Origin of the sequence: Paraburkholderia sp. D15 (genome assembly GCF_029910215.1) — a bacterium.
Classification (GTDB): Bacteria; Pseudomonadota; Gammaproteobacteria; order Burkholderiales; family Burkholderiaceae; genus Paraburkholderia.
In genome coordinates this window covers 2,494,038-2,516,243 of the sequence record NZ_CP110396.1, presented here as the reverse complement: position 1 = coordinate 2,516,243, position 22,206 = coordinate 2,494,038, and the positions used below count along the sequence as shown (strand labels likewise).

The 22,206-nt window shown below is 64.1% G+C and carries 19 protein-coding genes; 4 read left to right on the top strand and 15 right to left on the bottom strand.

All coding sequences use genetic code 11. The features are described from left to right. The 3 genes from LFL96_RS31000 to LFL96_RS30990 form a co-directional block, all read right to left on the bottom strand. Positions 1–1,059, bottom strand: a complete 1,059-nt coding sequence (locus LFL96_RS31000; protein WP_281001706.1) for a glycosyltransferase family 2 protein — start codon at positions 1,057–1,059, stop codon at positions 1–3. 433 nt (positions 1,060–1,492) lie between these two features. Beyond that, on the bottom strand, positions 1,493–1,825 hold the full coding sequence (locus LFL96_RS30995) for a DUF2322 family protein (protein WP_281001705.1): 333 nt from the start codon (positions 1,823–1,825) through the stop codon (positions 1,493–1,495). Between the two features lie 111 nt (positions 1,826–1,936). Next, the gene (locus tag LFL96_RS30990; protein WP_281001704.1) at positions 1,937–3,862 is read right to left on the bottom strand and encodes an SMP-30/gluconolactonase/LRE family protein; all 1,926 of its coding nucleotides are present in this window, start codon (positions 3,860–3,862) and stop codon (positions 1,937–1,939) included. A 699-nt stretch (positions 3,863–4,561) separates the two neighbouring features. Here LFL96_RS30990 and LFL96_RS30985 point away from each other — a divergent pair. After that, a complete protein-coding gene (locus LFL96_RS30985; RefSeq protein ID WP_281001703.1) occupies positions 4,562–6,271 on the top strand; it encodes a S53 family peptidase in 1,710 nt (569 codons plus the stop codon). A gap of 194 nt (positions 6,272–6,465) precedes the next feature. Here the strand turns inward: LFL96_RS30985 and LFL96_RS30980 are convergent, their stop codons facing one another. Both LFL96_RS30980 and LFL96_RS30975 read right to left on the bottom strand, forming a co-directional pair. Beyond that, positions 6,466–6,996 (bottom strand): lipocalin-like domain-containing protein, encoded by a 531-nt coding sequence (locus LFL96_RS30980; protein ID WP_281001702.1) that lies wholly within the window; start codon positions 6,994–6,996, stop codon positions 6,466–6,468. 82 nt (positions 6,997–7,078) lie between these two features. Next, a complete protein-coding gene (locus tag LFL96_RS30975; protein WP_281001701.1) occupies positions 7,079–8,377 on the bottom strand; it encodes an MFS transporter in 1,299 nt (432 codons plus the stop codon). 113 nt (positions 8,378–8,490) lie between these two features. On the opposite strand from LFL96_RS30975, the gene LFL96_RS30970 reads away from it, so the two are divergent. After that, positions 8,491–9,402, top strand: coding sequence for a LysR substrate-binding domain-containing protein (locus LFL96_RS30970; RefSeq protein ID WP_281001700.1), 912 nt, complete (start codon positions 8,491–8,493; stop codon positions 9,400–9,402). On the opposite strand, the gene LFL96_RS30965 is transcribed toward LFL96_RS30970, so the two are convergent. The 3 genes from LFL96_RS30965 to LFL96_RS30955 all read right to left on the bottom strand — a co-directional run bounded on the left by LFL96_RS30965 (position 9,395) and on the right by LFL96_RS30955 (position 12,239). After that, a complete protein-coding gene (locus LFL96_RS30965; protein WP_281003908.1) occupies positions 9,395–10,141 on the bottom strand; it encodes a hypothetical protein in 747 nt (248 codons plus the stop codon). The genes LFL96_RS30970 and LFL96_RS30965 overlap by 8 nt on opposite strands. 168 nt (positions 10,142–10,309) lie before the next feature. Next, positions 10,310–10,900: a sel1 repeat family protein gene (locus LFL96_RS30960; protein ID WP_281001699.1), complete on the bottom strand. Its 591-nt coding sequence runs from the start codon at positions 10,898–10,900 to the stop codon at positions 10,310–10,312. Positions 10,901–11,195: 295 nt separating this feature from the next. Next, the gene (locus tag LFL96_RS30955) at positions 11,196–12,239 is read right to left on the bottom strand and encodes a helix-turn-helix domain-containing protein (protein ID WP_281001698.1); all 1,044 of its coding nucleotides are present in this window, start codon (positions 12,237–12,239) and stop codon (positions 11,196–11,198) included. Positions 12,240–12,501: 262 nt separating this feature from the next. On the opposite strand from LFL96_RS30955, the gene LFL96_RS30950 reads away from it, so the two are divergent. Then, complete coding sequence (locus LFL96_RS30950; RefSeq protein WP_281001697.1) at positions 12,502–12,795, top strand: DUF1330 domain-containing protein; 294 nt, start codon at positions 12,502–12,504, stop codon at positions 12,793–12,795. 83 nt (positions 12,796–12,878) lie between these two features. Here LFL96_RS30950 and LFL96_RS30945 read toward each other — a convergent pair whose 3' ends face one another. From LFL96_RS30945 to LFL96_RS30915, 7 genes are all read right to left on the bottom strand, one after another. Beyond that, positions 12,879–14,078 (bottom strand): aminotransferase class V-fold PLP-dependent enzyme, encoded by a 1,200-nt coding sequence (locus LFL96_RS30945; protein WP_281001696.1) that lies wholly within the window; start codon positions 14,076–14,078, stop codon positions 12,879–12,881. Between the two features lie 2 nt (positions 14,079–14,080). Then, positions 14,081–14,596, bottom strand: a complete 516-nt coding sequence (locus LFL96_RS30940; protein WP_281001695.1) for a RidA family protein — start codon at positions 14,594–14,596, stop codon at positions 14,081–14,083. Positions 14,597–14,658: 62 nt separating this feature from the next. Further along, positions 14,659–15,609, bottom strand: a complete 951-nt coding sequence (gcvA, locus tag LFL96_RS30935) for a transcriptional regulator GcvA (protein ID WP_281001694.1) — start codon at positions 15,607–15,609, stop codon at positions 14,659–14,661. A 44-nt stretch (positions 15,610–15,653) separates the two neighbouring features. Next, the gene (locus LFL96_RS30930; protein WP_281001693.1) at positions 15,654–16,538 is read right to left on the bottom strand and encodes a helix-turn-helix transcriptional regulator; all 885 of its coding nucleotides are present in this window, start codon (positions 16,536–16,538) and stop codon (positions 15,654–15,656) included. A gap of 155 nt (positions 16,539–16,693) precedes the next feature. Beyond that, positions 16,694–17,416 carry an OmpA family protein gene (locus LFL96_RS30925; RefSeq protein ID WP_281001692.1) on the bottom strand — a complete coding sequence of 241 codons (723 nt, stop codon included), beginning with the start codon at positions 17,414–17,416 and terminating at the stop codon, positions 16,694–16,696. Between the two features lie 7 nt (positions 17,417–17,423). After that, positions 17,424–18,188 carry a flagellar motor protein gene (locus LFL96_RS30920; protein ID WP_281001691.1) on the bottom strand — a complete coding sequence of 255 codons (765 nt, stop codon included), beginning with the start codon at positions 18,186–18,188 and terminating at the stop codon, positions 17,424–17,426. A gap of 72 nt (positions 18,189–18,260) precedes the next feature. Then, positions 18,261–19,505 carry a cyclic nucleotide-binding domain-containing protein gene (locus LFL96_RS30915; RefSeq protein WP_281001690.1) on the bottom strand — a complete coding sequence of 415 codons (1,245 nt, stop codon included), beginning with the start codon at positions 19,503–19,505 and terminating at the stop codon, positions 18,261–18,263. 543 nt (positions 19,506–20,048) lie between these two features. Between LFL96_RS30915 and LFL96_RS30910 the strand changes: the two genes are divergently transcribed. Continuing rightward, positions 20,049–22,205 carry a TonB-dependent receptor gene (locus LFL96_RS30910; RefSeq protein ID WP_281001689.1) on the top strand — a complete coding sequence of 719 codons (2,157 nt, stop codon included), beginning with the start codon at positions 20,049–20,051 and terminating at the stop codon, positions 22,203–22,205. The last annotated feature ends 1 nt before the right edge of the window (position 22,206 follow it).

Below are 22,206 nucleotides of genomic sequence, written 5' to 3'. Positions count from 1 at the left end.
TCAATGCCGGTGATACGACAGCGCCTGCGTCTCGCGCCTGAGCGCACGCCGCGCACCGAAGCCGAACCCGATGCCGCGCGCCACCGCGCCGAGCGTGTCCACCGACGAGATGCCGACCAGCAACGCGACGGTCACCGCGCGCCGCCAGCCGCGCACCGGCGGCAAGCCCTGATGGTTCAACGCGCGCAGGCTGAAGCCGAGGCGCCCCGCCATCACGCACCACGGCGCGATCGGCCCGCTATGCGCGAACCATTGCAGCGCGCGCGGCAGATACGCACGCACGATGTACGGCGTGAGCGCCACGCTGTCCTCGCCGCGCATCCAGCGCAGCTTCACCGTTTCGCGCCAGGTGTCGGGCAGCCGGTGTTCCGTGTGCGCGTCGTGCGCATACTGCACGACCACGCCCGCGTCCTGCAGCCGCAGGCCCATCACCTGACAATGCGCGCGATACACGCCGTCGAGTTTGCCGTAGCGGTATTGCTCGAACACCTCGCGGCGAAACGCGACGTTGTTCGCGTAGAAGTTGCGCGTCGCGCCCTCTCGCAGCGGACTCGGGAAATACATGAAGTCGATGGTGGTCAGCGCCGCGCCCGTCATGCTCGCGCTGTATGTAGTGCGCCCGGCCACGGCGGCGAGCGGCGGCGCGCCGCTTTCGCCGAACGGCGCGAGCAGGCGCTCCAGCCAGTTCCCGGCCGGCTGGCAGTCGGCATCGCCGAACGCGACGTAATCGCAACGCGATGCATCCACGTGATCGAAGCCAATGTTCTTCGCGTCGTAGTAGCCGGTGTGCGCGCCGATCTCGACGAAGTCGACGGAGCGGCCCGCCAGTTCGACGATCTCCTCGCGCGCGCGGGCGTCGAGCCCGTCATGCGTGACGATCCATTGCGCGAACGCTTGCGGCGCCAACGTTTGCCGCGCCAGTCGCGCGATCAGTCGTTTCAGGCTGGCCAGCGCATGGGTGGCCGAATCGCCGCCGCGCAGATTGTTGGTTTCCAATACCAAAGCGGTTTTAGCGGCGACGCTGCGCGCGTGGCCGATTAATCGTTCACTTTGATGCACTGCAAACGCTCCTGTTATCGTTTTCCGTTTTCGCCGTAGTTCGCGGTGGTTTTGGTCGCGGTTTCGTCGCGGTTTCGTCGCGGTTTCGTCGCGGTTTCGTCCATAAACAGGTATTGAAAATACCAGTCAATGGCGGGTGTCACGACCGTTTCAAGCGCGGGATTTTTTCGGCTGTCGCAGATGATAAGAGGATTGCTCGCGGCTGTGTACGCTTTCTTTTCAGCTTATGCGGCTTTCATAAACCGGGTAATCGGCGGAATCGCTGGAAGCGCCGTCAGGCGGCGGTTCCGGGGGGAAATAAGAAAAGTCGTTGTGTAGAAAAGAAAATAACGCGGCGATTATCGACAATTACGGCGTCGCATTCGTGCCGGAATAAAAAACGGCGCGCCCCGTCTTCCGACGAAGCGCGCCGCTTAATGCCAGACGGCGTATATCAGCTCGCCGCCACCACGTCGATGCGCAGCGGTTCGCCACCCGCGACGATCGCAAGCAGCAGATCCACGTTCGGATGCGCGCCCGGACGGTTACGCGCATCGGCCGTGTGTTCGGCGAACAGCGCGAGGCCGTGTTCGGCGGCCTTCGCGTCGAGCATGCCGAACGTCTGGTGCAGGTAGTTGTACAGCGCGAGCGAGCCCTGCTTGCCCGGTTTGTTTTCGATGCTCGCCAGCACGGCGCCGTTGCCGCCGACCAGATCGATACGCGCGATACCGTCGATAGCCGGCATCTGCGCGAGGTTGTCCTTGAATACGTTGCTCGGTTGAATCACTGACACCACTCCTTGGGTTCGGAAAAATACATCGCGGCCCGCATTTTATCCGACCGGCCGACGCGCGTTCCCGTCCGGACGCCCGCCTCAAGGCGTCAAGGCGTCAAGGCATCAAGGCGTCCAGCGATACACCACCATGCTCGACCCGTTGTAGTTGTCCTTGGTGATCACGTACTCGCCCGCCGCGCGCAGATACGCGCGCAGGCCGTACATGGAATCGACGTCGTTGCCCACATCCACGGTGCCGGGGCTCGAATTGATCAGCGTGGTGTCGAGCTGCCCGGTGGTCAGATTGAACGCGTCGATATTCGGCACGGTGTGCACGTAGCCGACGAACAGATAATTGCCGGCAGCCGTGATCGACTTCGGATTCGCGCTGGTGAGGTTGATCACCGGCGAAGGTTTCGTCGTATTGCCCGCGCTCCAGCCGTGATAGACCTCGATGCGCGATTGCATCGCCGTCCAGTCCCAACTGCCGGCAATGCCCTGCACGAGAATCATCGTGTCGCTCTCGGGCAGATAGACGATGCGCGTGAGCGGCCGGATAGTCTGCGGAATGGAGATCGTGACGGCCGGTCCCCACAGCGGTTTGCCGGTGCCGTCGAAACCCGTCAACGGATAGTGGTAGATGTGATTGGTGCGGTCGAGCCCGGCCCACACATCGCCCCGGCTGTCGATGCAGAAACCGCCCGTCACCGGCCGATCGGTATTGAACAGCGTGCCCGGCAACGCGCCGTCGGGAATCGCGATGTAGCCGCTCGCGGCGTTGAAGTGATAGAAGTAGAAAACGGCCGGGTTCTGCCCGGACGCGACGAGGATCCGGTTGCCGCCCACCGCGACGAGCTGGCCGAAGTGTTCGTCGCGTTGCGTGTCGTTCATGTTCAGCCGCGGGTCGGACGGATACGTGAACGGGTCCACCGTATTCGCGACGAAGCTGCCGCCCGCCGTGCCGGTGTAGACATGCGCGCCGCTGTAGAAGTAAGCGGCGTCCGTGAGCGGGTCCGGCGCGCCGACGGCCTCGAAGTTCAGCGCCTGCAGCTTCCATTGCAGATTGCCGTTGACGTCGTACATATGCAGGTCGGTCGCGCCGTTGCGCCCCATGTCCCAACTGCCGCCCCACGGATTGTTGAGCACGTACAGGTTGCCGCTCGCGTCCTTGCCGATGCCCACCACGCGGGTGAAGCGCTTGTCGCCGACCTGCCCTTTGATGCCGCTGGTGGTGTCGAGATAACCGCCCTGAACGCCGAATGTGCCGACGAGCGCCGGCGCGCCCACGATGCTGTACAGCTTGATGTTCATGTCCGGACCCTGGTCGCCGACCAGCAGTTGGCCCGACGCCGCGTCGAAATACAACGCCGACGGACGCGACGCGGCGGGCATCTGGATCGTGTTCAAGGTTGCGCCGGCCGGACTGAATTCCACGATCGCCGCCGCGTTCTGTTGCGCGACCCACAGGTTGCCCGCGCCGTCGAGCGCGAGCGCGCCGGGACTCGCCACCGCGATGTCGCGTTGCCAGACGCCGTCGGTGGTGTACACGCGAACGCGATTGCCGAGCACGTCGCTCGCATAGAGCAGCGAGCCCGCGGTCGCGAGACCGGTGATCACGTCGGCGTGCTGCACGGCGGTCCACGTGCTGACCGGAATCACCAGATCGCGCGTCTGCGTCGCGCGGTTGTAGCGCCCCACCGAGCCGCTGCCGAACGAGCGGTTGTACTGCAGGGCCGCGAAGATCGAGGTGGCGTTGCCGGTAATCGCGCTGCCCTGGAAATCGGCGTGCGCGCCGATCGAGCCGGCGCTTTTGCCGTTCTGGTAGATCGCGACGCCGCCTTCGTTCTCGTCCCACAGCGACGCCGTGTAGACGACGCCTTCCGGCGCGACCCAGAGCGAGCGCGCGGTGTTGCCGACATGCGTGGCGAGTGTGCCGAAGGTGTTGGCGAGCCAGTCGGTGCTGTACTGCGCGCGACTGTTCTGCGCGAATAGCGCGAACGCGGCGAACGCCGCGAGAAGGAATGCTGTGTGCAAACGACGCTTGATCACGACCAACGCTCTCCGGACATTCCTCTTTGACAATGTACCTCTCCACATATGAAAAGTTGATGATTGGCGAGAAGAAATTGCCATGGTGTATTTCGCATAATTATGCATGGCGACTCGCCGCCAGAGACTCGAAATGATGGAAAAAATTGCAATTCATCTTTTCGAAAATCGGTAAAAAATCGATATCCTCTTTTACGCATTGCTTTTCACATTCAAATATAAATACCAATCCGGTCATTCCCCTATCAGAATACAAATGAAATTATTCTGTAATTAAAATGGAATGATACTGATCAAAATTATTAATTAGAGTTTCACCTCGATTGCCTTCCCGGAGCCGCCTCGCATCGGCCCCGCAAGCCCTATCTCGCCGAAAATCTCAAATAAAACAGGCGCTTCAAGCGAAACCGGCCTTTAAAGACGAATAACGCGCCCGCGCATCACCTATCTATTCGGATAGGTGCCGATCTCATGTAATGAACGGTAATTTTGCGTCGCCCACGATAGTTAAACGGGCACCCCTTAATTACCACCCATAAGCTGCGCCGCGAGACGGCATTTCATCTTTATCCAATTCGACCTGAATTACCCACAAGGTAGATTCGGGCGTCTCCTTGCGCGGTTACCTCAGGAGGTCACTTGAAAGCGTCAATCGTCAATCGAAGGGTTTTCGGTCTGAAACGTCGCGCGGCCGTTGCCTTGCCTCTCGCTCTCGCCTCATGCGCCGCGTTCGCGGCATCCACGTCGTCGACGCTGTGGGCGCCGACCGACACGAAGGCCTTCATCACGCCGTCGCAGGTGCAATCGCGCACGCTCAGCGCCACGCCGTTGCTTGAACTCGCAGCCGGCGAACCCGCGCATATCGTGGTGACGCTCAAGCTGCGCGACGAAGCGAAGCTGAAGGCGTTCGCCCAGGCCGTGAATCAGCCGGGCAACGCGCAATACGGCAAGTTCCTCAAGCGCGGGCAGTTCGTCGCGCAATATGCACCGACCGAAGCACAGGTGCAGGAAGTCGTCGCGCATCTGCGCAAGAACGGCTTCGTCAACATCCGCGTCGCGCCGAACCGTCTGCTGATCTCCGCCGACGGTAGCGCGGGCGCGGTCAAGTCGGCATTCAATACGCCGCTGGTGCGCTACGAACTGAACGGCAAGGCCGGCTACGCGAATACCGCGGCGGCGCAGGTGCCGCAGAACCTCGGCGATATCGTCGGTTCGGTGCTCGGTCTGCAGAACGTCGCGCGCGCGCACACGCTGCTGAAAGTCGGCGACCGCACGGCCGCGAAGACGCTCGCCGCGGGCACGGCCAAGGCCCACTATCCGACCGAGTTCCCGACCATCTATGACGCGACCAGTCTGCCCACCGCGGCGAACACGACGGTCGGCATCATCACGATCGGCGGCGTGTCGCAAACGCTGCAGGATCTGCAGCAGTTCACCAGCGCGAACAACCTCGCGTCGGTGAACACGCAGACGATCCAGACCGGTTCGTCGAGCGGCGACTACAGCGACGACCAGGACGGCCAGGGCGAATGGGATCTGGACAGCCAGTCGATCGTCGGCTCGGCGGGCGGCGCGGTGCAGCAGTTGCTGTTCTACATGGCGGACCAGAGCGCGTCGGGTAACACCGGCCTTACGCAGGCGTTCAACCAGGCCGTATCGGACGACACCGCCAAGGTGATCAACGTGTCGCTCGGCTGGTGCGAAGCCGACGCCAACGCGGACGGCACGCTGCAGGCCGAAGACCGCATCTTCGCGGCCGGCGCCGCGCAAGGTCAGACGTTCTCGGTCTCGTCGGGCGACGAAGGCGTGTACGAGTGCAACAACCGCGGCTATCCGGACGGCAGCACCTATTCGGTGTCGTGGCCGGCATCGTCGCCGAACGTGATCGCGGTGGGCGGCACGACGCTCTACACCGGGTCGGGCGGCGCGTATTCGAGCGAGACCGTGTGGAACGAAGGCCTCGATCAGAACGGCAAGCTGTGGGCGACCGGCGGTGGCTATAGCGTGTACGAAAGCAAGCCGTCGTGGCAGTCGGTGGTGAGCGGCACGCCGAGCCGGCGTCTGTTGCCGGACATCTCGTTCGACGCGGCGCAAAGCACCGGCGCGATGATCTACAACTACGGCCAGTTGCAGCAGATCGGCGGGACCAGTCTCGCATCGCCGATTTTCGTCGGCTTGTGGGCTCGTCTGCAGAGCGCCAATTCGAACAACCTCGGCTTCCCGGCGGCGAGTCTGTACAGCGCGATCAGCTCAACGCCTTCGCTGGTGCACGACGTGAAGTCGGGCAACAACGGTTACGGCGGCTACGGCTACAAGGCCGCGGCCGGCTGGGACTATCCGACGGGATGGGGCAGCGTGGATATCGCGAAGCTGGGCTCGTACATCAAGAGCAAGGGATTCGCGAAATAAGCGCTCGCGTGGATGCGCGAGTTAACCCGTAACGTCACCGATGTGGGTGACGTGGATGCCTGTTGGGCGCCGATGAGCCGGGGTGGTTACCCGATTCATCGGCGCCCGCGCGTTGGCGGCGCGGGCGCTTCACGCGGGTAACAAAACATCGTTGAAGGCTCAAGCGAACCTGCCAGCGCACAGGCTCGCATCGTTCACGGCACCCGGCGCCAGATCGAAATCGGCACATCGCCATTCGGCCTTGCCGTCACGCGATAGCTGAGTTCATCGCCCTTCAACTCGTACTGCCTCACTTGCGTTTGCCCTTCCCAATTCGGGAACGACGCGCGTTCGATGTGGAACGTCAGCGTATGCGCGGCCGCATCGACCTTCAGCGTACCGAAGTGCGTGCTCGATCCCAACGATGCCGCCGCGTACTCCGCCGGCGTGCCGTTCAGCTTGTCGCCGGAAGCAAAGCGCGGCCGCTCGGCCTTGAATATCTGCAGCGTGTAGCGGCCTTGTCGATCGATCTGCAGCATGCCGGCCGGCGCGGCGCCGTAGTCGCGCGCGCGCGTGCCGTCGGGTTTGACGACATCCGCCGCGACCAGCGACCACGTGCCGGCAAGCATGGCCTCCGGCGTGGCATCGTCCGGGGCGCCCGCGGCGCGCGAGTCGATCGGAAAGAAGGCCGCGGACACGGACAGCATGAAAGGGAAAAGCAGCTTCAACATCGTGGAGGGTTTCATGGGCGAGCGGGATTTAACGAACGGGTCAAGGAACTGGAAGTCGACGTGAGCGTTGCGAGGCGAGGAACGCCCAACACGCACATCAACCAGAAGACGGTGATAACGATGCGGCAGGCGCTGGCGGCGGCGCGGGCGTCAACCCGCGCGCGATCCGGCTCGCACGGCTCAGGAGCAGCACGAGCGGAATCAGCAACGCCAGTGCGCTCGCCTGCCCCACGTAAATCTGCCGGTACAGGTGATGTCCGGCGCTCGCCGCGACGATCGCGTACACGATCAGCCCCGCGAGACCGTTCATCGCATTGAAGGTGGCGCTGACGCGTCCCTGGTAGGCGGCGTCGGTCGCGCACTGCGCGGCGCTCAGCGCGACGATGCTCGATTGAAAACAGGCGCCGAGGCCGGCGTATGCCGCGAAAGCGCCCACCTGTCCACGACATTCCGCCAGCGCCAGCAAACACAGGGCCGCCATGCCGAGACCCAGCAACAGCACCGCGCGCCGGCCGAAACGATTCGCGAGCCGCACGACGAAGAAGCCGCCGGCAATCGCGCCCAACGCATAGCCCGCGTCGATCTTGCCGAATGCCGCCGCGCCCAGATGCAGTTCCTCGCGCACGAACGGCGCGAGCATCGCGTTCATGCCGAACACCACGCTCATGTTGGCAACGAAGAGGCCGTAGAAAAATGCGATCTCGGGCCGCTCGGCAATGTGCGACAGTCCCGCGCGCAGATCGCGCCAATAGTGCTTCGCGTGAGTGCCCGCTGGCCGCGCTGACTGTGCAGGAAGATGAGCCGGAAGATGAGCCGGAAGACCGGCCGCGTGCGTCAGACGACGCGCCGTGAGCCAGCCGAACAGCGCTGCCAGCAGATACGTGACGCTCGCGACAGCTACCGTCGCCGCCGCGCCGATCGATGCCAGCACGACGCCCGATGCCGCCGCGCCCAGCATCTGCCCGGTTTGTCCGGTGACGACGGTGGTCGCGTTGAGCCGCAGCACCTGGTCGGCGCCCGCGTGGCGCACCAGCGCCGCACGCCACGAGAGCACCTGAACTTCATTGCCGAGCGCGACGAGAAAGCTGATCGCGTAGGCCAGCGGCGCGCTCGCGTGTCCGCTTGCGTAGATCGCGGCGTAGGCGAGCGGCATCACCCAGCGAAACAGATCGGCGCGATACGCGAGACGCGCCGCATCGCCGCGATCGATCGTCAAGCCGATCGCGGGCGATAGCAGCAAGCCGGGCAGCACCGTCATGATCAGACTGAGCGCCGCACTCGACGCCCGCCCGGTGATGTCGACGATCAACCAGGTGTTGATCAGAAAGAAGAAACCCGTGCCGATTCTGGAACTGGCGACGGTCGCGCCATACAGCCGAACGGTAGGTGGAGTCACGCGATCAAGGTCCCGAAATTGTTCGATTCGGGAACCTTAAACGTCCTAGAATAATAAGAAAATTGAATATTTCTTATTCGACAGTTTCGCAAAACAGAACGGTTAATCGAACCATGAACCGCATCAATCTCGACATGGACGTGCTGCGCACGCTCGTCACCGCGCAGCAGCTCGGTAGCTTCAATCGCGCGGCCGGTCGGCTGGGGCGCTCGCAGTCGGCGGTCAGCCAGCAGTTGCGCAAGATCGAGGAGCTGGTCGGCGAAGCGCTGTTCCAGAAGCAGGGCCGCGGCCTCGCGCTGACCGCCGCCGGCGACGTGATGCTCGCCTACGCGCGGCGCATTCTGGAACTCAACGACGAAGCGGTCGCGGCGGTGCGCGGTTTCGCGATCGACGGTCTGGTGCGGATCGGCTTTCCCGCCGACTTCGCGGAGACGTGGCTGCCCACCGTGCTCGGCCGCTTCAAGCGCGCGCATCCGGCGGTGCGGATCGAAGCAGTGGTCGAAGGTAACCGGCGGCTGCTGGAAAAGCTCGACAAGGGCGAGCTCGATCTGGTGCTGTCGCTCGGTCAGGAAGCGCGTGCCGATGCCGAGCCGGTCGGCACGGTCGATCTGGTGTGGATTGGACCGGCCGAGCCGGAACGATCGTGGCGCAGCGACGGCAACGAGCCGCTGCCGCTGGTGCTGTTCGATACGCCGTGCTTTTTCCGGCAGCGCGCGCTCGAAGCATTGGATAAAGCGGGACGGCCGTGGCGCATCGCGTTCACGAGTCCCAGCCTGCCGGGTTTGTGGGCCGCGGTCGAAGCGGGCCTCGGCGTGACATTGCGTACCGCGACGGGTTTGCCCGAGCGGCTTCAGGTGGTGGGCGACGCGCTCGCGCTGCCCACGGTGCGCGCACCGGTCCTGCAGGTGTCGATGCACGACGGCGCGCGTGGTCTGGAACCGGCGGTGCGGCGGCTGAAGGACATCATCGCCGAAACGATCGCGGCGCATCTGCCGGCGGCGGTCGCCCTCGCGCCGCTCAGTTGACCTGCAACTGCCCGCCGCGTCCCAACCCGCCCTTGACGTCCTGCGCCTTGTAGCTGCGCAACGCCACGACCATCTTGTTGTAGGCGTCGATGAATGCGGCCACGGTCGCCTTGCCTTCCGGCGTCTTCGAAAAACCGCCGAGGCCGCCGCCCACGCCCGGGCCGAGACCGGCCAGCGCGGCACCGTAATTGGTGGCCGTGGAATTGCCCTCGGCCGCCGAAATCTGCACGGCCGAGCGCACGTCGAACAGCGTCAACGTGACGACCGATGCCTTCGACTGCATGCCGCCCGCGAGCTTGCCGAGCGCATTGCCGCCGATCAATCCGCCGATCACGCCGGACACGCCGCCGATCGCCGAATCGTTGATGACGATCTGCGGCTCCATGTAGTAGTCCGCGGCCACCCGCTGGCCTTTCTGCTGTTTCGAACCCGCGCGGTATTCGTCCGAATTGCGTTGCAGCGACGTGATGCGCGACAGCCGCGCGTCGGTCTTCTGATTGCCGATCGACGTGATCACGAAGCAGTTCGACTGCTGGACGGCAAGACGCAACAGCGGCTCGATCGTCGTGACCTGGGTGGCGCTGCCGAACGGGCCGAACCAGTCGGCGTTGCGGCCGTCGTCGACGGCGATCGTGCCGAGCGGCGCCGTGCAGCGTTCGAGCGTTTCATCGGCGCCGGCGCTCACCGCGCCGCCGGCCGCGCCCGAGACGCCCGCGCTTTGTCCGCCGGTGGAAACCATGCCGCCGCAAGCGCTGAGGATGCCGATCAAAACGATCGAGAGTCCGCCCTTGATGCCCCGATATGTGGAATCTGAGTTCATGTGTCGATGTGCTTAGTGAAGTGGATCAAGTGCCGGCTCGCAGCGTCGTGTATCGCCCGTCGGCCGCGGCCTTTTTCGTCGCGCGGATCAATACCCGTACCAGACCTGTTCGCGCCAGTAACCCCGATATGGGTACGTCGAATACCAGTAGCCCGAGTACAGCGCGCGCATGTCGTTCTGCCAGCGGTAATACTCCTCGTCGGATTTTTTGGCGGCGCGCGCCTGTTCGAGCAGCTTCGCCGACTCCTTGTCGCCGCGGCCCGCGGCGATCAGCAGCCACTTCTCCGCTTCGCGCGGGTCCGAGCCCATCTCTTCGAGGCCGAACAGATAGAAGGTGCCGAGCGCTTTCTGCGCGGGCAGATCGCCGCCCTCGGCGGCCTTGCGCATCCAGACGAGCGCCTGGTAGCTGTCCTGGCGCACGCCGTCGCCGCGGAAATAGCGCAGGCCCAAATCGTAGGCGGCGCGCGGGCTGGTCTCCCCGGCTGCTTTCAGGGCGGCGATGCGCCCGTCCGTGTCGGTGTCGCGCGCGCTGCTGGTAGCGTCGGGCGGGATTTGATTTTTCGGGCGGTCGGCGCAACCGTGGTCGTCGCACATGCGCACCACGGAACTTGACGATGGATTGTTGGCGCAAGCGGCCACGGCCAGAACAGCCGACGCTGCAAGCAGTCGGTACTTCATCCCCGATCCCCGGTTCCGGTGATTGCAAATGGGCGTCGAAGGGCGGGCTGCGATCAGGGTCGAGCGCGCATCGACGCGGCTTTCCGTGTTTCCGTGCCGATCGAAACGCGCTTTGCAACGCTCGTCGATCAGGCCGGAAAATCGTAGCAGCGATGCGGCGGGGGAATTTGCCTCAGCGTCTCCGGTTCTGGTCTGGGCGTCTCGGGGTGGTTTTCAGGGCGTGGGTTTAGCGCTTGCCGTTTAGCACTTGCCGTTTCGGGCTGACGCTTGTGGCTGGCGTTTGTGGCCGACGGCTTTACTGTTCGAGTTTACCGAGCACGTCGCGCAGCGACCCGAGGCGGTTCGCTTCGTCGCGCGGCAACGCGGGACGCGCTTCGCGCGCGGCGCCACGATCGCGCGCCTCGCGTGGCGAACAGCCGAATGCCTGGCGGAACACCCGGCTGAAGTGCGAGTCGCTTTTGAAGCCGAACTGGAAGGCAAGCGTCGACAGATGCTGATCGCGGCCCTTGGCGCTTTCGAGTATCTGCCGGATCTTTTCCAGCCGGCGTTGCTGGATATAGAACGCGACGCCCGATTCGCGCGCGAACAATCGGTACAACTGCGCGCGCGAAATGCCGACGTCGCGGCAGATTCGCGCGGGCGTCAGTTCCGCCGACTTCAGATGCGCGTCGATATAGCGGCGTACGCGCTGCAGCACCGCGCGATTGATTTCGCCTTCGGCGTCGGCGAGCGTCGGGGTCGACGGCGCGAGCGCGGCGGACACCATCGCGAGCGTGGCCTGCTCGACGTGCGGCATGTCGGCGGGCGCAAGATGCGGCAACTGGCGCCGCAGCGAAATCAGATGATCGCCGAGCAATGCGCTCAACGGTCCTTGCAGCACCGCGCCATGCAGGTTGGTGGACTTGATGCGCGGCATCAGCAGATCGCGCGCGATCGTCAGGATCACCGTGTCGCCCGCGACGATCTCGGAGTCGAGTTCGCGCGCGAGATCGAGCACGTAGATGGTCGATGCCTGCGCATGGATCGGCTGGCGCGCGGCATAGCCGGCCAGCGAATGCGTGATGCCGAGGCACAGATAGAAATGGTCGAGACCGTCGGAGCGGATACGTTGCGGCGAACGCTTGACCCGGTACGGCACCGGCTCGCGCTGTCCCGCCCATGAACCGCAGCCGGTCAGTATCGAGCCGACGTAGCCGGTCGAGAGGTCGTAGTTGAAACGCGGCGAGACCGACTTGTCGATATCCACGTCGAAGATCGGGTTGATCTCGTCCCGCCATACTTCGAAGCGTTGCTCGTGCGGATAAGCGTCGGTGCAGAAGCGATAGAAATAGGGATTCAATCTCGATCCTCTTGATCGATGAAAGGGCCCCGCAATGCTAGCATTCTGTAAGACAAATCGTCGCGTGGACCGCTGCACCGTGCTGCACCTCGCCGCGTTTCGCCGCCATTCGCTCGGCGGCACGGCGCCGCTATCCCCGCCATCGTCGCGCCGCGCCACTCTCGACGCCGGAAAGCGACATAATGCCGAAGCGGATTCAACCGGTCGCCGCCATGCGGCGACCACTCGCAGCGACCACTTTTCACCGAACCAGGAGATTCATATGAGCAAGGGCTATTGGGTAACTTCGTATCGCGCGACCAAAGACCCGGCGAAACTGGCCGCGTATGCGCAACTCGCGGCGCCGGCCGTCGCGGCGGCGGGCGGCAAGTTCATCGTGCGGGGTGTCGCCGAGGAAGCACGCGAGCAAGGCTTGAACGAACGCACGGTGGTGATCGAGTACCCGAGCTACGAGCAGGCCATCGCCGCTTACGAAAGCGACGCCTACAAGAAGGCGCTCGAAGCGCTGGGCGATGGCGTGGAGCGCGATCTGCGCATCGTGCGCGGCACGGAATAACTGAAGCGAAGTCGATGCAAACGGGGCGGCTCCCGCGGGAGCCGCCCCGTTTTTTATGGTTTAGCTTTTTATCGCGCCGTTTTTTATCGCTCTGCTATGGCACGTAACTCGACAAGCAAGCGTTCGATTTCTTCATCCGTAGTCAGATAACTCAGCGACGCGCGCGTGATCTCCTTCAGGCCGCGCGAGGTCATGTCGAACGGCGTGTAGCTCGCCCCGTTCCCACCGATCACCACGCCCCGCGCCGCCAGCGCGCGCTGCACCGATGTGGCGTCGTGCCCGTCGATATTGAACGCCACCAGGCCCGAGCGTTCGATGCCCAGATCGAGCACCGTCACCTTCGGCAAGTCGGCAAGCCGCGCGCGCAGTCCTCGAGCAAGGCCGTCGATCCGCGCACGGATCGCGTCAATGCCGATATCGAGCGCTTCGTCGAGCGCATTCGCCAGTCCGCAATGCAGCGCGAGTGCCGCCTCCGATGCTTCGAAGCGCGCCGCGTCGTCGCGCAGCACGGGTTCGCCGCGTGCGTTCAGCGGCGCGGATTGCGTATCGGTAAACGGCGGCGTCAGGTTCACGAGGAACGCCTGTCGTACATACAACAGCCCCGTGCCACGTGGACCGCGCAGCGCCTTGCGGCCCGCGCCGCTCAGCACGTCGCAGCCGAGCTCGACGACATCGACCGGGATTTGCCCGACCGCTTGCGCCGCGTCGATGAAATACGGAATGCCATGGCGACGCGCGACGCGTCCGATCGCGGCCGCCGGATTGATCAGGCCGCCGTTCGCCGGCAACCAGGTGAGCGCGATCAGACGCACGCGTTCGTCGAGCATCGCTTCGAGCGCGTCGGGATCCACCGCGCCGTTTGCATCGCACGGAATCACGTCGATCGATGCCCCCGCGCGTTGCGCCGCGACGCCCATCGCGCCCAGATTGCCGCCCCACTCATGACGCCCGACGAGGATTCGATCGCCCGCTTGCCACGCCCCCAACGCGGCGAAGGCCGCGCCCCAGCCGGTCGAATTGCCCGTGGTCAATGCGATCTCGGCCGGCTGCGCATTCAGCAGCCGCGCGGCGAGCGCGCGCGCCCGTTCGCTCTGCTCGCGTCCCGCGACGCCCGCCTCCATCGGCCCCATGTCGGCCTCGCGTATCAGGTGCGCGTGAATCGCGTCCACCGTCGCCGACGAGGGCAGCGACGCGCCCGCATGATTGAAATGCACGATGCGCCGCGTGCCCGGCGTCAGCGCCCGCAATGCCGCCACCGCAGCGTTCGAAAGAGAAGCGGGCATGGTCAGTCTCCAGCGGTCAACGCGACCACCGCTTCGATTTCGATCGCCACGCCGGAAGGCAGCGACGCGACGCCGACCGCGCTGCGCGAATGCCGTCCGGCCTCGCCGAACACCGCGACCATCAGATCCGACGCGCCGTTCGCGATCGTGCTGTGCCGATCGAAATCGGGCGTGCTCGCCACGAAGACGCGCAGCCGCACGATGCGGGCAACGCGGTCCAGCCGGTCCCCGGTCGCGGCGGCAATCTGCGACAGCACGCCGAGCGCGGACGCCCGCGCCGCCTCGGTGCCCAATTCGTCCGAGATGGTGTCGCCCAGACGGCCGAGAAAGGCGGCCTTGCCCGCCTTGCGCGAAACCTGCCCGGAGATATGCAGCAGATGGCCGTCGAGTACGAACGGCACGTAATTCGCGGCGGGCGACGCGGCGGCTTCGAGCGCAAGGCCGAGGCTGGCGACGCGTGCCGAGATCGAGGTGGAGGAAGTAGCAGAAGTAGCAGCAGAGGCGGTCGAAGAAGTCATATCGAAGAGTCCGGACGAAGAGTGAAGGCTCATGCTAGCGGCGCATGCCACGCGCTGACCAATCAATTCTTTGCGACGACGGATGAATGAAACTCATGCGTCGAATCCTGCGTGTCTTCTTTCGCGGTCGCGGCGAGCCAGTCGCGAAACGCCGTGGCGGCCGCGCCGAGTTGCCCCTTCGGCGCGACGAACCACCAGCCGATGCGCGCGTCGTCCAGCGTCGCGCCGGGCAATGCCTCGATCAGCGCACCGCTTTCCAGTTGCCGCGCGATCAGCCGGTGCCGGCCCATCGCGATGCCTTGTCCCGCCAGCGCCGCTTCCACGACGATGTTGTAGTCGTGCAATTGCACCTGCTGAGCCTGCGCGAGGTCGAGACCGAAGCGACGGCTCCACGCATCCCATTCGAACGACTGCCGCGAGTACGAAGTCAGCAGCGGATAGCGCAACAGATCCTGCGGCTTGCGTGCGCGTTTCCTGCCCGCGACGAGCGACGGCGCGCACACCAGCGACAAACGCTCGGACATCAAGCGTTGCGCCTGCACACCGCGCCAGCCGCCGAGGCCGTAGCGAATCGCCACGTCGACTTCGCCACCGGACACGTCGGCGAGCGCGATCTCGGGACGCAGTTGCAGATCGATGCGCGGACACGCGGCGGCAAACGCCTGCAAGCGCGGCGCGAGCCAGCGCGTCGCGAACGAAGCGAGAATGCCGACGCTCAAGCTGCCGCGTTCGTCCGATGGCGCGCGAATCTCGTGCGTGCCGAGCCGCAGCAGGTCGAATGCCTCATGCACGCGCGCGTAGTAGCGGTGGCCCGCAGCGGTCAACTCGACCGCGCGCGTGCGTCGCTCGAACAGCGCGACGCCCAGGTCGGCTTCCAGTTTCTGGATCTGATGGCTGATCGCGCTCTGCGTGACGAACAGTTCATTCGCGGCGTGACTGAAACTGAGCAGACGCGCGGCGGCTTCGAATGCGCGTAGGGATAGGAGCGGCGGTAAGGGGCGGGACACGCGCATCGGGAAAAGGTTGGATCAGATCAAGGCGGTTCGGGTCGAACGCATCAAGGGGCGCGGCTTGTGGTGCTGCCTGGTTGGCGTGCCTTGCGCGATACCAGCGACTCGACCGCGGCGACATCGCCGGCGGACACCGGCGTGAACACCACCATGCTCAAACCCTCCGCGCCCGCCACCGGGAAACCGGTGTATTCGAGCGTCAGCGGTCCGGCCACCGAATGCATCATCTGCTTCGTGCCGCCCCAGTGATTGAGCACTTCGTTCTCGGCCCACAGCAGACGGAAATCCTCGCTGCTCTCCTGCAGTTCGGCGGCCAGCGCCAACGCCTCGACGGAACCGCCCCCGCGCGCGATGTCGAAACGAAACACCGCGACGGCGACTCGCGCGCTCTCCTGCCAATGCGGCTGGCAGGCGCGCATGGCCGGATCGCCGAACAGACGCCGCAGCACGTTGCGCTCGCGTGCCGGCACCGCCGCGTAATCGCCGAGCACGGCAACGGCGGCGGCATTCCACGCGACCACGTCCCATGTCGGTGTCTTGATGATCGCGGGATGGAGCGGCATGCCGTCCAGCACGCGTTGCAATGCCGGCGTCACGCTCGACGTGGCGACCGGACTCAGTGGCGGCGGACGCTGCTGCGCGAGCAGGAACAACATCTCGCGGCCGGCGGCGTCGAGTTCGAGCGCGCGGGCGAGCCGTTCCAGTACTTCGTTCGAGGGCGGACCGCCGCGCCCCTGTTCGAGCCACGTGTACCACGCGACGCTCACGTTGGCGCGCGTGGCGACTTCCTCGCGCCGCAAGCCCGGCGTGCGGCGACGGCCTGGGGCGTCGGGACCGGGTTGCAGACGCGTGCGGCGGTCGCGCAGAAAACGGCCGAGCGACGTATCGACATCGACGGCGACGGCCGGGTCCGGCAAGGTGGTGACTGGCATGACGTGAAGAGCTCCCGGAACAGCGTTCGACGGTAGTGCAGCCGACACTTTAGCGCGGAACGGCTCGGGGAGTGCGGGCGCTACGGGCGCGCTCGGGTTTGCGTTTTTACCTGCCTGTTTATCGCTTGCTCACTGCCTGTTCGCCAGCACTTCGTTCAATACTCGACCAGAATGGTCACGCGCCGGTTCGCGGCGCGCGCCGCCGCGTCGTCGCCGATGATCAGCGGGAAATTGTCCGCGCGGCCGATCGCCGCCATTCTGTGCGGCTCGATGCCTTTGTCCGCGAAGAAACGGACCACGGCGCCCGCGCGCGCCGACGACAACTCCCAGTTCGATTCGAATTTCGCCGTGGCGATCGGCACGTTGTCCGTGTGGCCTTCCACGAGAATGTTGTTCTTCGAACGCTCGCGCAGCACCGTGGCGATCCGGCTCAACACGTCGAACGATTCGGGCAGCAGGCGTGCGTCGCCGGAGTTGAACAGGATGCGCGCGTTGATCGCGATCTCGATCCCCTGCGTCGCGCTGGCGATCGTGATGCGCCGGTCGTTTTGCAGCGGCGCCAGCAGCGACAGGAGTTGTTTCCTGGCGGCATCCGGGGAGCTGGATGCGGGGGCCGGCGCACTCGGCGCATTCGGCACGTTCACCTTATTCGCCGTGCGCTGCGCCAGCGCCTTGATTTCCAGATCCCGGTTCTTCGCCAGTTGCAGCGCGTACAGCGCAAGGAACAGCACCATCAGCGTCGTGATCAGGTCCGAGTAGGAAATCAGCCAGCGGCCGGACTGTCCGTCGCCCTCGTCGTCGGTTTCCTGATAGCCGGTTTTATCCGCCTTGAAGCGGCGGCTTCCCGCGTTGCCGGAGTTGCCCGAGAGTGAGTTCATACGCCCGCTACCCCAGCAATTCCGCCGACCTGGCCCGCACGTCGCCGGCGAGACGCGTCTCGATCGTATGCGGCGACTCCTTGCGCGAGATCGCCAGCAAGCCGTCGAAATAGAGCCGCCTGAAGCGCAACTCGCTATCCACCTGCGAGCGAATCTTGCCGTACAGCGGCAGAAACACCAGATTGGCCAACGCGAGCCCATACAGCGTCGCGATGAATGCGGTGGCGATGCCTTGCCCGAGTTGCGCGGGGTCGAGCAGGTGACCGGTCACCTGAATCAGTCCGAGCACCGCGCCGAGAATGCCGAAGGTCGGCGCGTAACCACCGGCCTGCTGCCAGATGCGCGCGGCGGCCACGTGATTGCGTTCGTACGCATCCAGCTCGCGTTGCAACGCGTCTTCGAGCACGGCGGTGGACACGCCGTTCGCGAGCAATTCGAGGCCGCGCCGCGCGAACGGACTGATCCCGCCGGAGTCGATCGATTCGAACGCGAGCATGCCGTTCAGCTTCGCCTGATCGCCCCATTCGAGCAGCACCGAGAGGCTTTCCCGATCCACCTGCCGCGCCGTCACGAATGCAAGACGCAGTTGCTTGATGCCGTCGAAGAAACGCGCCCACGTGTTCTGGATCATCACCGCGCCGAACGTGCCGCCCAGCACGATGACGAATGCCTCCAGCTGGAACAGCGTCGAAAAATGCCCGCCTTCCAGCGAAAACCCGGCGACGATCGCCGCCACGCCGAACACGGCGCCAAATAGCGTCAACAGATCCATACGTCCTCTCGAAGCGCTGCGCGGGCCTTCGGCTCCGCGGAGAAAATCATCGGCTCAATCGTGCTGACCGCGTCAGACGTTTTCACTGGACAACGGCGCCGCGTTGCCCGCCGGCGCCTTCAGTGCACGGACCGTATCGAGGAAGCGCATTTCGATTTCAGCGATTTCGAGCGGATCGATCTTGATCTCGCGACGCATCACCCACGACACTTCCTTCTTCCTCGCCTCGGTCATCACCGACATCAAGCGCTCGGCCACCGGTTGCCCGGTGATCGCGGAGAGCAGCTTCGCGAGGTCGTAGGTATCGAATGCGCTCACGGCTTCGAACAGCGTGCGTTGATCGACGAACTCCAGGTCGTCGAGCGATTTCAGATCGCCCGCGCCGCGCACCGTGCGACGCGAAAAATAACTGATGCCCTTTTCCTCGACGTAGTTCAGCACCTTGGTCTTGCGGAACGCAAACAGATCGTCCGCGATTTCCGCATGCGAGAGCTTGTTGAGAATCACCTTCTTCTCGACGCCGATCAGCGCTTCCAGATCGTCCAGTTCGATCAGCTCCAGTTCGCTGCTGATCGACAGATCCAGATCGTGATCCGCAACCTGCTGCGCGCGCTCGGTGATCCGGAACGGGTCGAACGTGACGAGCTGGCGGCCGGTGGCGCCGTCGTACGCCGAATAGCGTGCGGGCAGATTGCTCATGCGTTCCGAGCGGCCCGGTTCGAGCGTGACCAGATTGAGCTTTTCCATGCGCTTGAGCATGGCCATCACATGCGGACGCGAATGACCGGCGATCGCGTGACACTTCTTGATCACTTCGGGCAGCGGCACCGAGAACTCGTCGCCGTTCGCGCGGCGCATGCGGCCATCCGCGCGATCGTTGCTTTCGATACCGGCCATCAGCGACAGCACATGCGCGTACGACACGACGCCCGGCAGGAAATCCGCGTGCGTGTTGGTGGCGAGCACGTCGTCCTTCTTCTTCGCGCGGCGGATCATGGTGCGCACGATATGGCGCAGCAACGGCGACACGCGCTCGAGTTCCTCTTCCACGATATTGGCCGCGATCACGGTCAACTGACAGAAGCTGAGCGCCTTGGCGGTATGCGCGCGCGGTTCGGCCGGCAGCAACGCCGCTTCGCCGAAGAACTCGCCCTTGCCTAAGGTCGCGAGAATCACTTTCTTTTCATCGCACTGCGTGGAGATTTCGACTTTGCCATCCGCGATGACGTAGATGACGGCGTCGCCTGCGAAGCCTTCCGAATAGATGACCTCGCCCGGTGCCGCTGTGCGCGACCATGGCGATCGTTGGTGATTCAAGATTCATTCCCCCGAAGAGCTGATTCCTCGGGCTTCCGCGCTCAGGCACGCGCGGAGGCCCGATGGTCCTGACTTATTTGACGGGATAACGACATGCGCAATGCATTTCTTTAGTGCATGGATTCGTCGGAGGGAATCGCGCAAACGTTTGGCGGCCTTACTGGGCAAGGGTTTGCGGGATGTCGTCAACAACTGGTGCATGTGGTTGTCGTGATCGCCACCTGCTTAAGTCGAGGTGGACTGCAAGCCGGGATTGATCGTCAGGATGCCGTATCGTTCTTCGCCTCGTTTCGTGGGCACACTCGCGCGCCTCCCTCTTTCGACCGGGAGAGTTCCCTTCTCCACGCGCCTCGCCTGACACGCTCCTCAACTTTTAGTTTCCAAACTTTATGTAATGTTATAACATTTTAGGCCTAAGACAGCAGTCGACAATCTCGCGTGGGGCGGACCCGCCACGCCGGCCTCGCTCGTCCGCAGAAAACAGCAACACCGTCAACTCGACGAAAACGCTTCCATCCCGTCGCCAACACACTCGCCATAACGATGAAAAACCGCACGCGTGTCTCCCATGCCGTACTCCTGCTCTTCGCGCTCTCCGGCCTCTCCGCCCACGTCCACGCCGCCACGGACGAAAGCGCGCCAACCGGCACCGCCCCCGATACATCGGGCGCAACCGCCACGAAGAACGATACGCTCGACGTCCAGGTGAACGCCAAACGGCTCGACCGCGCGCGCAACGGCTTGCTGCCCGAGACCGGCAGCAGCGTGTACCGCTTCAGCCAGGCCGATATCGACGCGCTGCCCGCGGGGCAGGACACGCCGCTCAACCAGGTGCTGCTGCAGGCGCCCGGCGTGGCCAGCGACTCGTACGGGCAACTGCACGTGCGCGGCGATCACGCGAATCTGCAATACCGGATCAACGGCATCATCATTCCCGAGCCGATCAGCGGTTTCGGGCAGGCACTCGACACGCGCATCATCGACCAGGTGAATCTGCTGACCGGGGCGTTGCCCGCGCAATACGGCTATCGCACGGCCGGCGTGGTAGACATCCGCACCAAGACCGGCGATACGGGCAACGGCGGCTCGATCGACGTGTTCGGCGGCAGCCATCAAACGCTGAAGACCAGCGCGGATGTGTTCGGCAGTCAGGGGCCGTTCAGCTATTACTTCAGCGGCTCGCTTGGCGTGAACAATCTCGGCATCGAGAACCCGACCTCCAGCGCGAGCGCGATTCACGATCACACGCGTCAGGGCGATGCATTCGGTTATATGTCGTACATCATCAATCCGCTCACTCGCGTGAGCCTGATGTTCGGCACCACCAGCAACCAGTTCCAGATTCCCAACACGCCGGGTCTCGCGACCAACTTCACGCTGAACGGCAACAACACCTTCGATTCGAGTCAACTGAACGAAACGCAGTCCGAGCTGAACAACTTCGCGGTGGTCGCGCTGCAGGGCACCAACGGCGGCGCGCTCGACTATCAGGTCGCGTTGTTCACGCGCTACACGCGCACCCAGTTCAACCCGGACCCGGTCGGCGATCTGCTGTTCAACGGCGTGGCATCGAAAGACTTCCACAGCAATTCGGCCAACGGCGCGCAGGTGGATACCACGTGGCGGCTCAACGACAAGCACACGATTCGCGCCGGCGTGTTCTTCCAGCAGGAGCATGCGGTATTCGACGACAGCGTGAACGTCTTCGCCGTCGACGATGCGGGCAACCAACTCTCCGACCAGCCGTTCAACATTCAGGATTCGAGCAGCAAAACCGGCTACCTGTATAGCGCTTACGTGCAGGACGAATGGAAACTGACCAGCAAGCTCACGCTGAACTACGGTCTGCGCTACGACAAAATGGACGAGTACGTCAGCGCGAGCCAGTTGAGCCCGCGCATCGGGCTGGTCTATGCGTTGACGCCGACCACTACGTTTCACGCAGGCTATGCGCGCTATTTCACGCCACCCGCGTTCGAGCTGGTGTCGGGCTCGACCATCAACCGTTTCAACGGCACGACCAATCAGAGTCCGTCGAGCCAGAACGACCAGGTGCAACCGGAACGCAGTCACTATTTCGATCTCGGCGTGACGCAGCGTCTCGGCTCGAACCTGACGGTCGGCCTCGACGCGTACTACAAGAAATCGACCAATCTGCTCGACGAAGGCCAGTTCGGAACCGCGCTCATCTACACGCCGTTCAACTATCAATACGGCCGCGTGTACGGGCTCGAATTCACCGCGAACTACAAACAGGACAACCTGTCCGCGTATCTGAACATCGCGTATAGCCGCGCGCAGGGCAAGGACATCGATTCCGCGCAGTTCAACTTCGATCCGGCGGAACTGGCCTACATCAACAATCACTGGGTGTACCTCGACCACGATCAGCGCATTACCGCGTCGTTCGGCGGCGCCTACGATCTCGGCCGTACCACCTTCACGTTCGATGGTCTCGTCGGCACCGGTTTGCGTAGCGGCTTTGCGAATACCGACCGTCTGCCTGTCTACGCGCAGATCAACCTCGGCGTGATCCAGCATTTCAATCAGCCGTTGATCGGCAAGTTCGATGCGCGCCTGATGGTCATCAACGCGTTCAACCGTGTGTACGAGTTGCGCGACGGCTCCGGCATCGGTGTCGGCGCGCCGCAGTACGGTCCGCATTTCGCCGTTTATGCGGGCATCACCAAGCATTTCTGAA

Coding starts and splice junctions, on each gene's coding strand:
- LFL96_RS30950 (WP_281001697.1), top strand. CDS start 12,502: ATGAGCAAGGGCTATTGGGTAACTTCGTATCGCGCGACCAAAGACCCG.
- LFL96_RS30960 (WP_281001699.1), bottom strand. CDS start 10,900: ATGAAGTACCGACTGCTTGCAGCGTCGGCTGTTCTGGCCGTGGCCGCT.
- LFL96_RS30930 (WP_281001693.1), bottom strand. CDS start 16,538: ATGCCAGTCACCACCTTGCCGGACCCGGCCGTCGCCGTCGATGTCGAT.
- LFL96_RS30940 (WP_281001695.1), bottom strand. CDS start 14,596: ATGACTTCTTCGACCGCCTCTGCTGCTACTTCTGCTACTTCCTCCACC.
- gcvA (WP_281001694.1), bottom strand. CDS start 15,609: ATGCGCGTGTCCCGCCCCTTACCGCCGCTCCTATCCCTACGCGCATTC.
- LFL96_RS30910 (WP_281001689.1), top strand. CDS start 20,049: ATGAAAAACCGCACGCGTGTCTCCCATGCCGTACTCCTGCTCTTCGCG.
- LFL96_RS30965 (WP_281003908.1), bottom strand. CDS start 10,141: ATGGTTTCCACCGGCGGACAAAGCGCGGGCGTCTCGGGCGCGGCCGGC.
- LFL96_RS30925 (WP_281001692.1), bottom strand. CDS start 17,416: ATGAACTCACTCTCGGGCAACTCCGGCAACGCGGGAAGCCGCCGCTTC.
- LFL96_RS30980 (WP_281001702.1), bottom strand. CDS start 6,996: ATGAAACCCTCCACGATGTTGAAGCTGCTTTTCCCTTTCATGCTGTCC.
- LFL96_RS30920 (WP_281001691.1), bottom strand. CDS start 18,188: ATGGATCTGTTGACGCTATTTGGCGCCGTGTTCGGCGTGGCGGCGATC.
- LFL96_RS30945 (WP_281001696.1), bottom strand. CDS start 14,078: ATGCCCGCTTCTCTTTCGAACGCTGCGGTGGCGGCATTGCGGGCGCTG.
- LFL96_RS30970 (WP_281001700.1), top strand. CDS start 8,491: ATGAACCGCATCAATCTCGACATGGACGTGCTGCGCACGCTCGTCACC.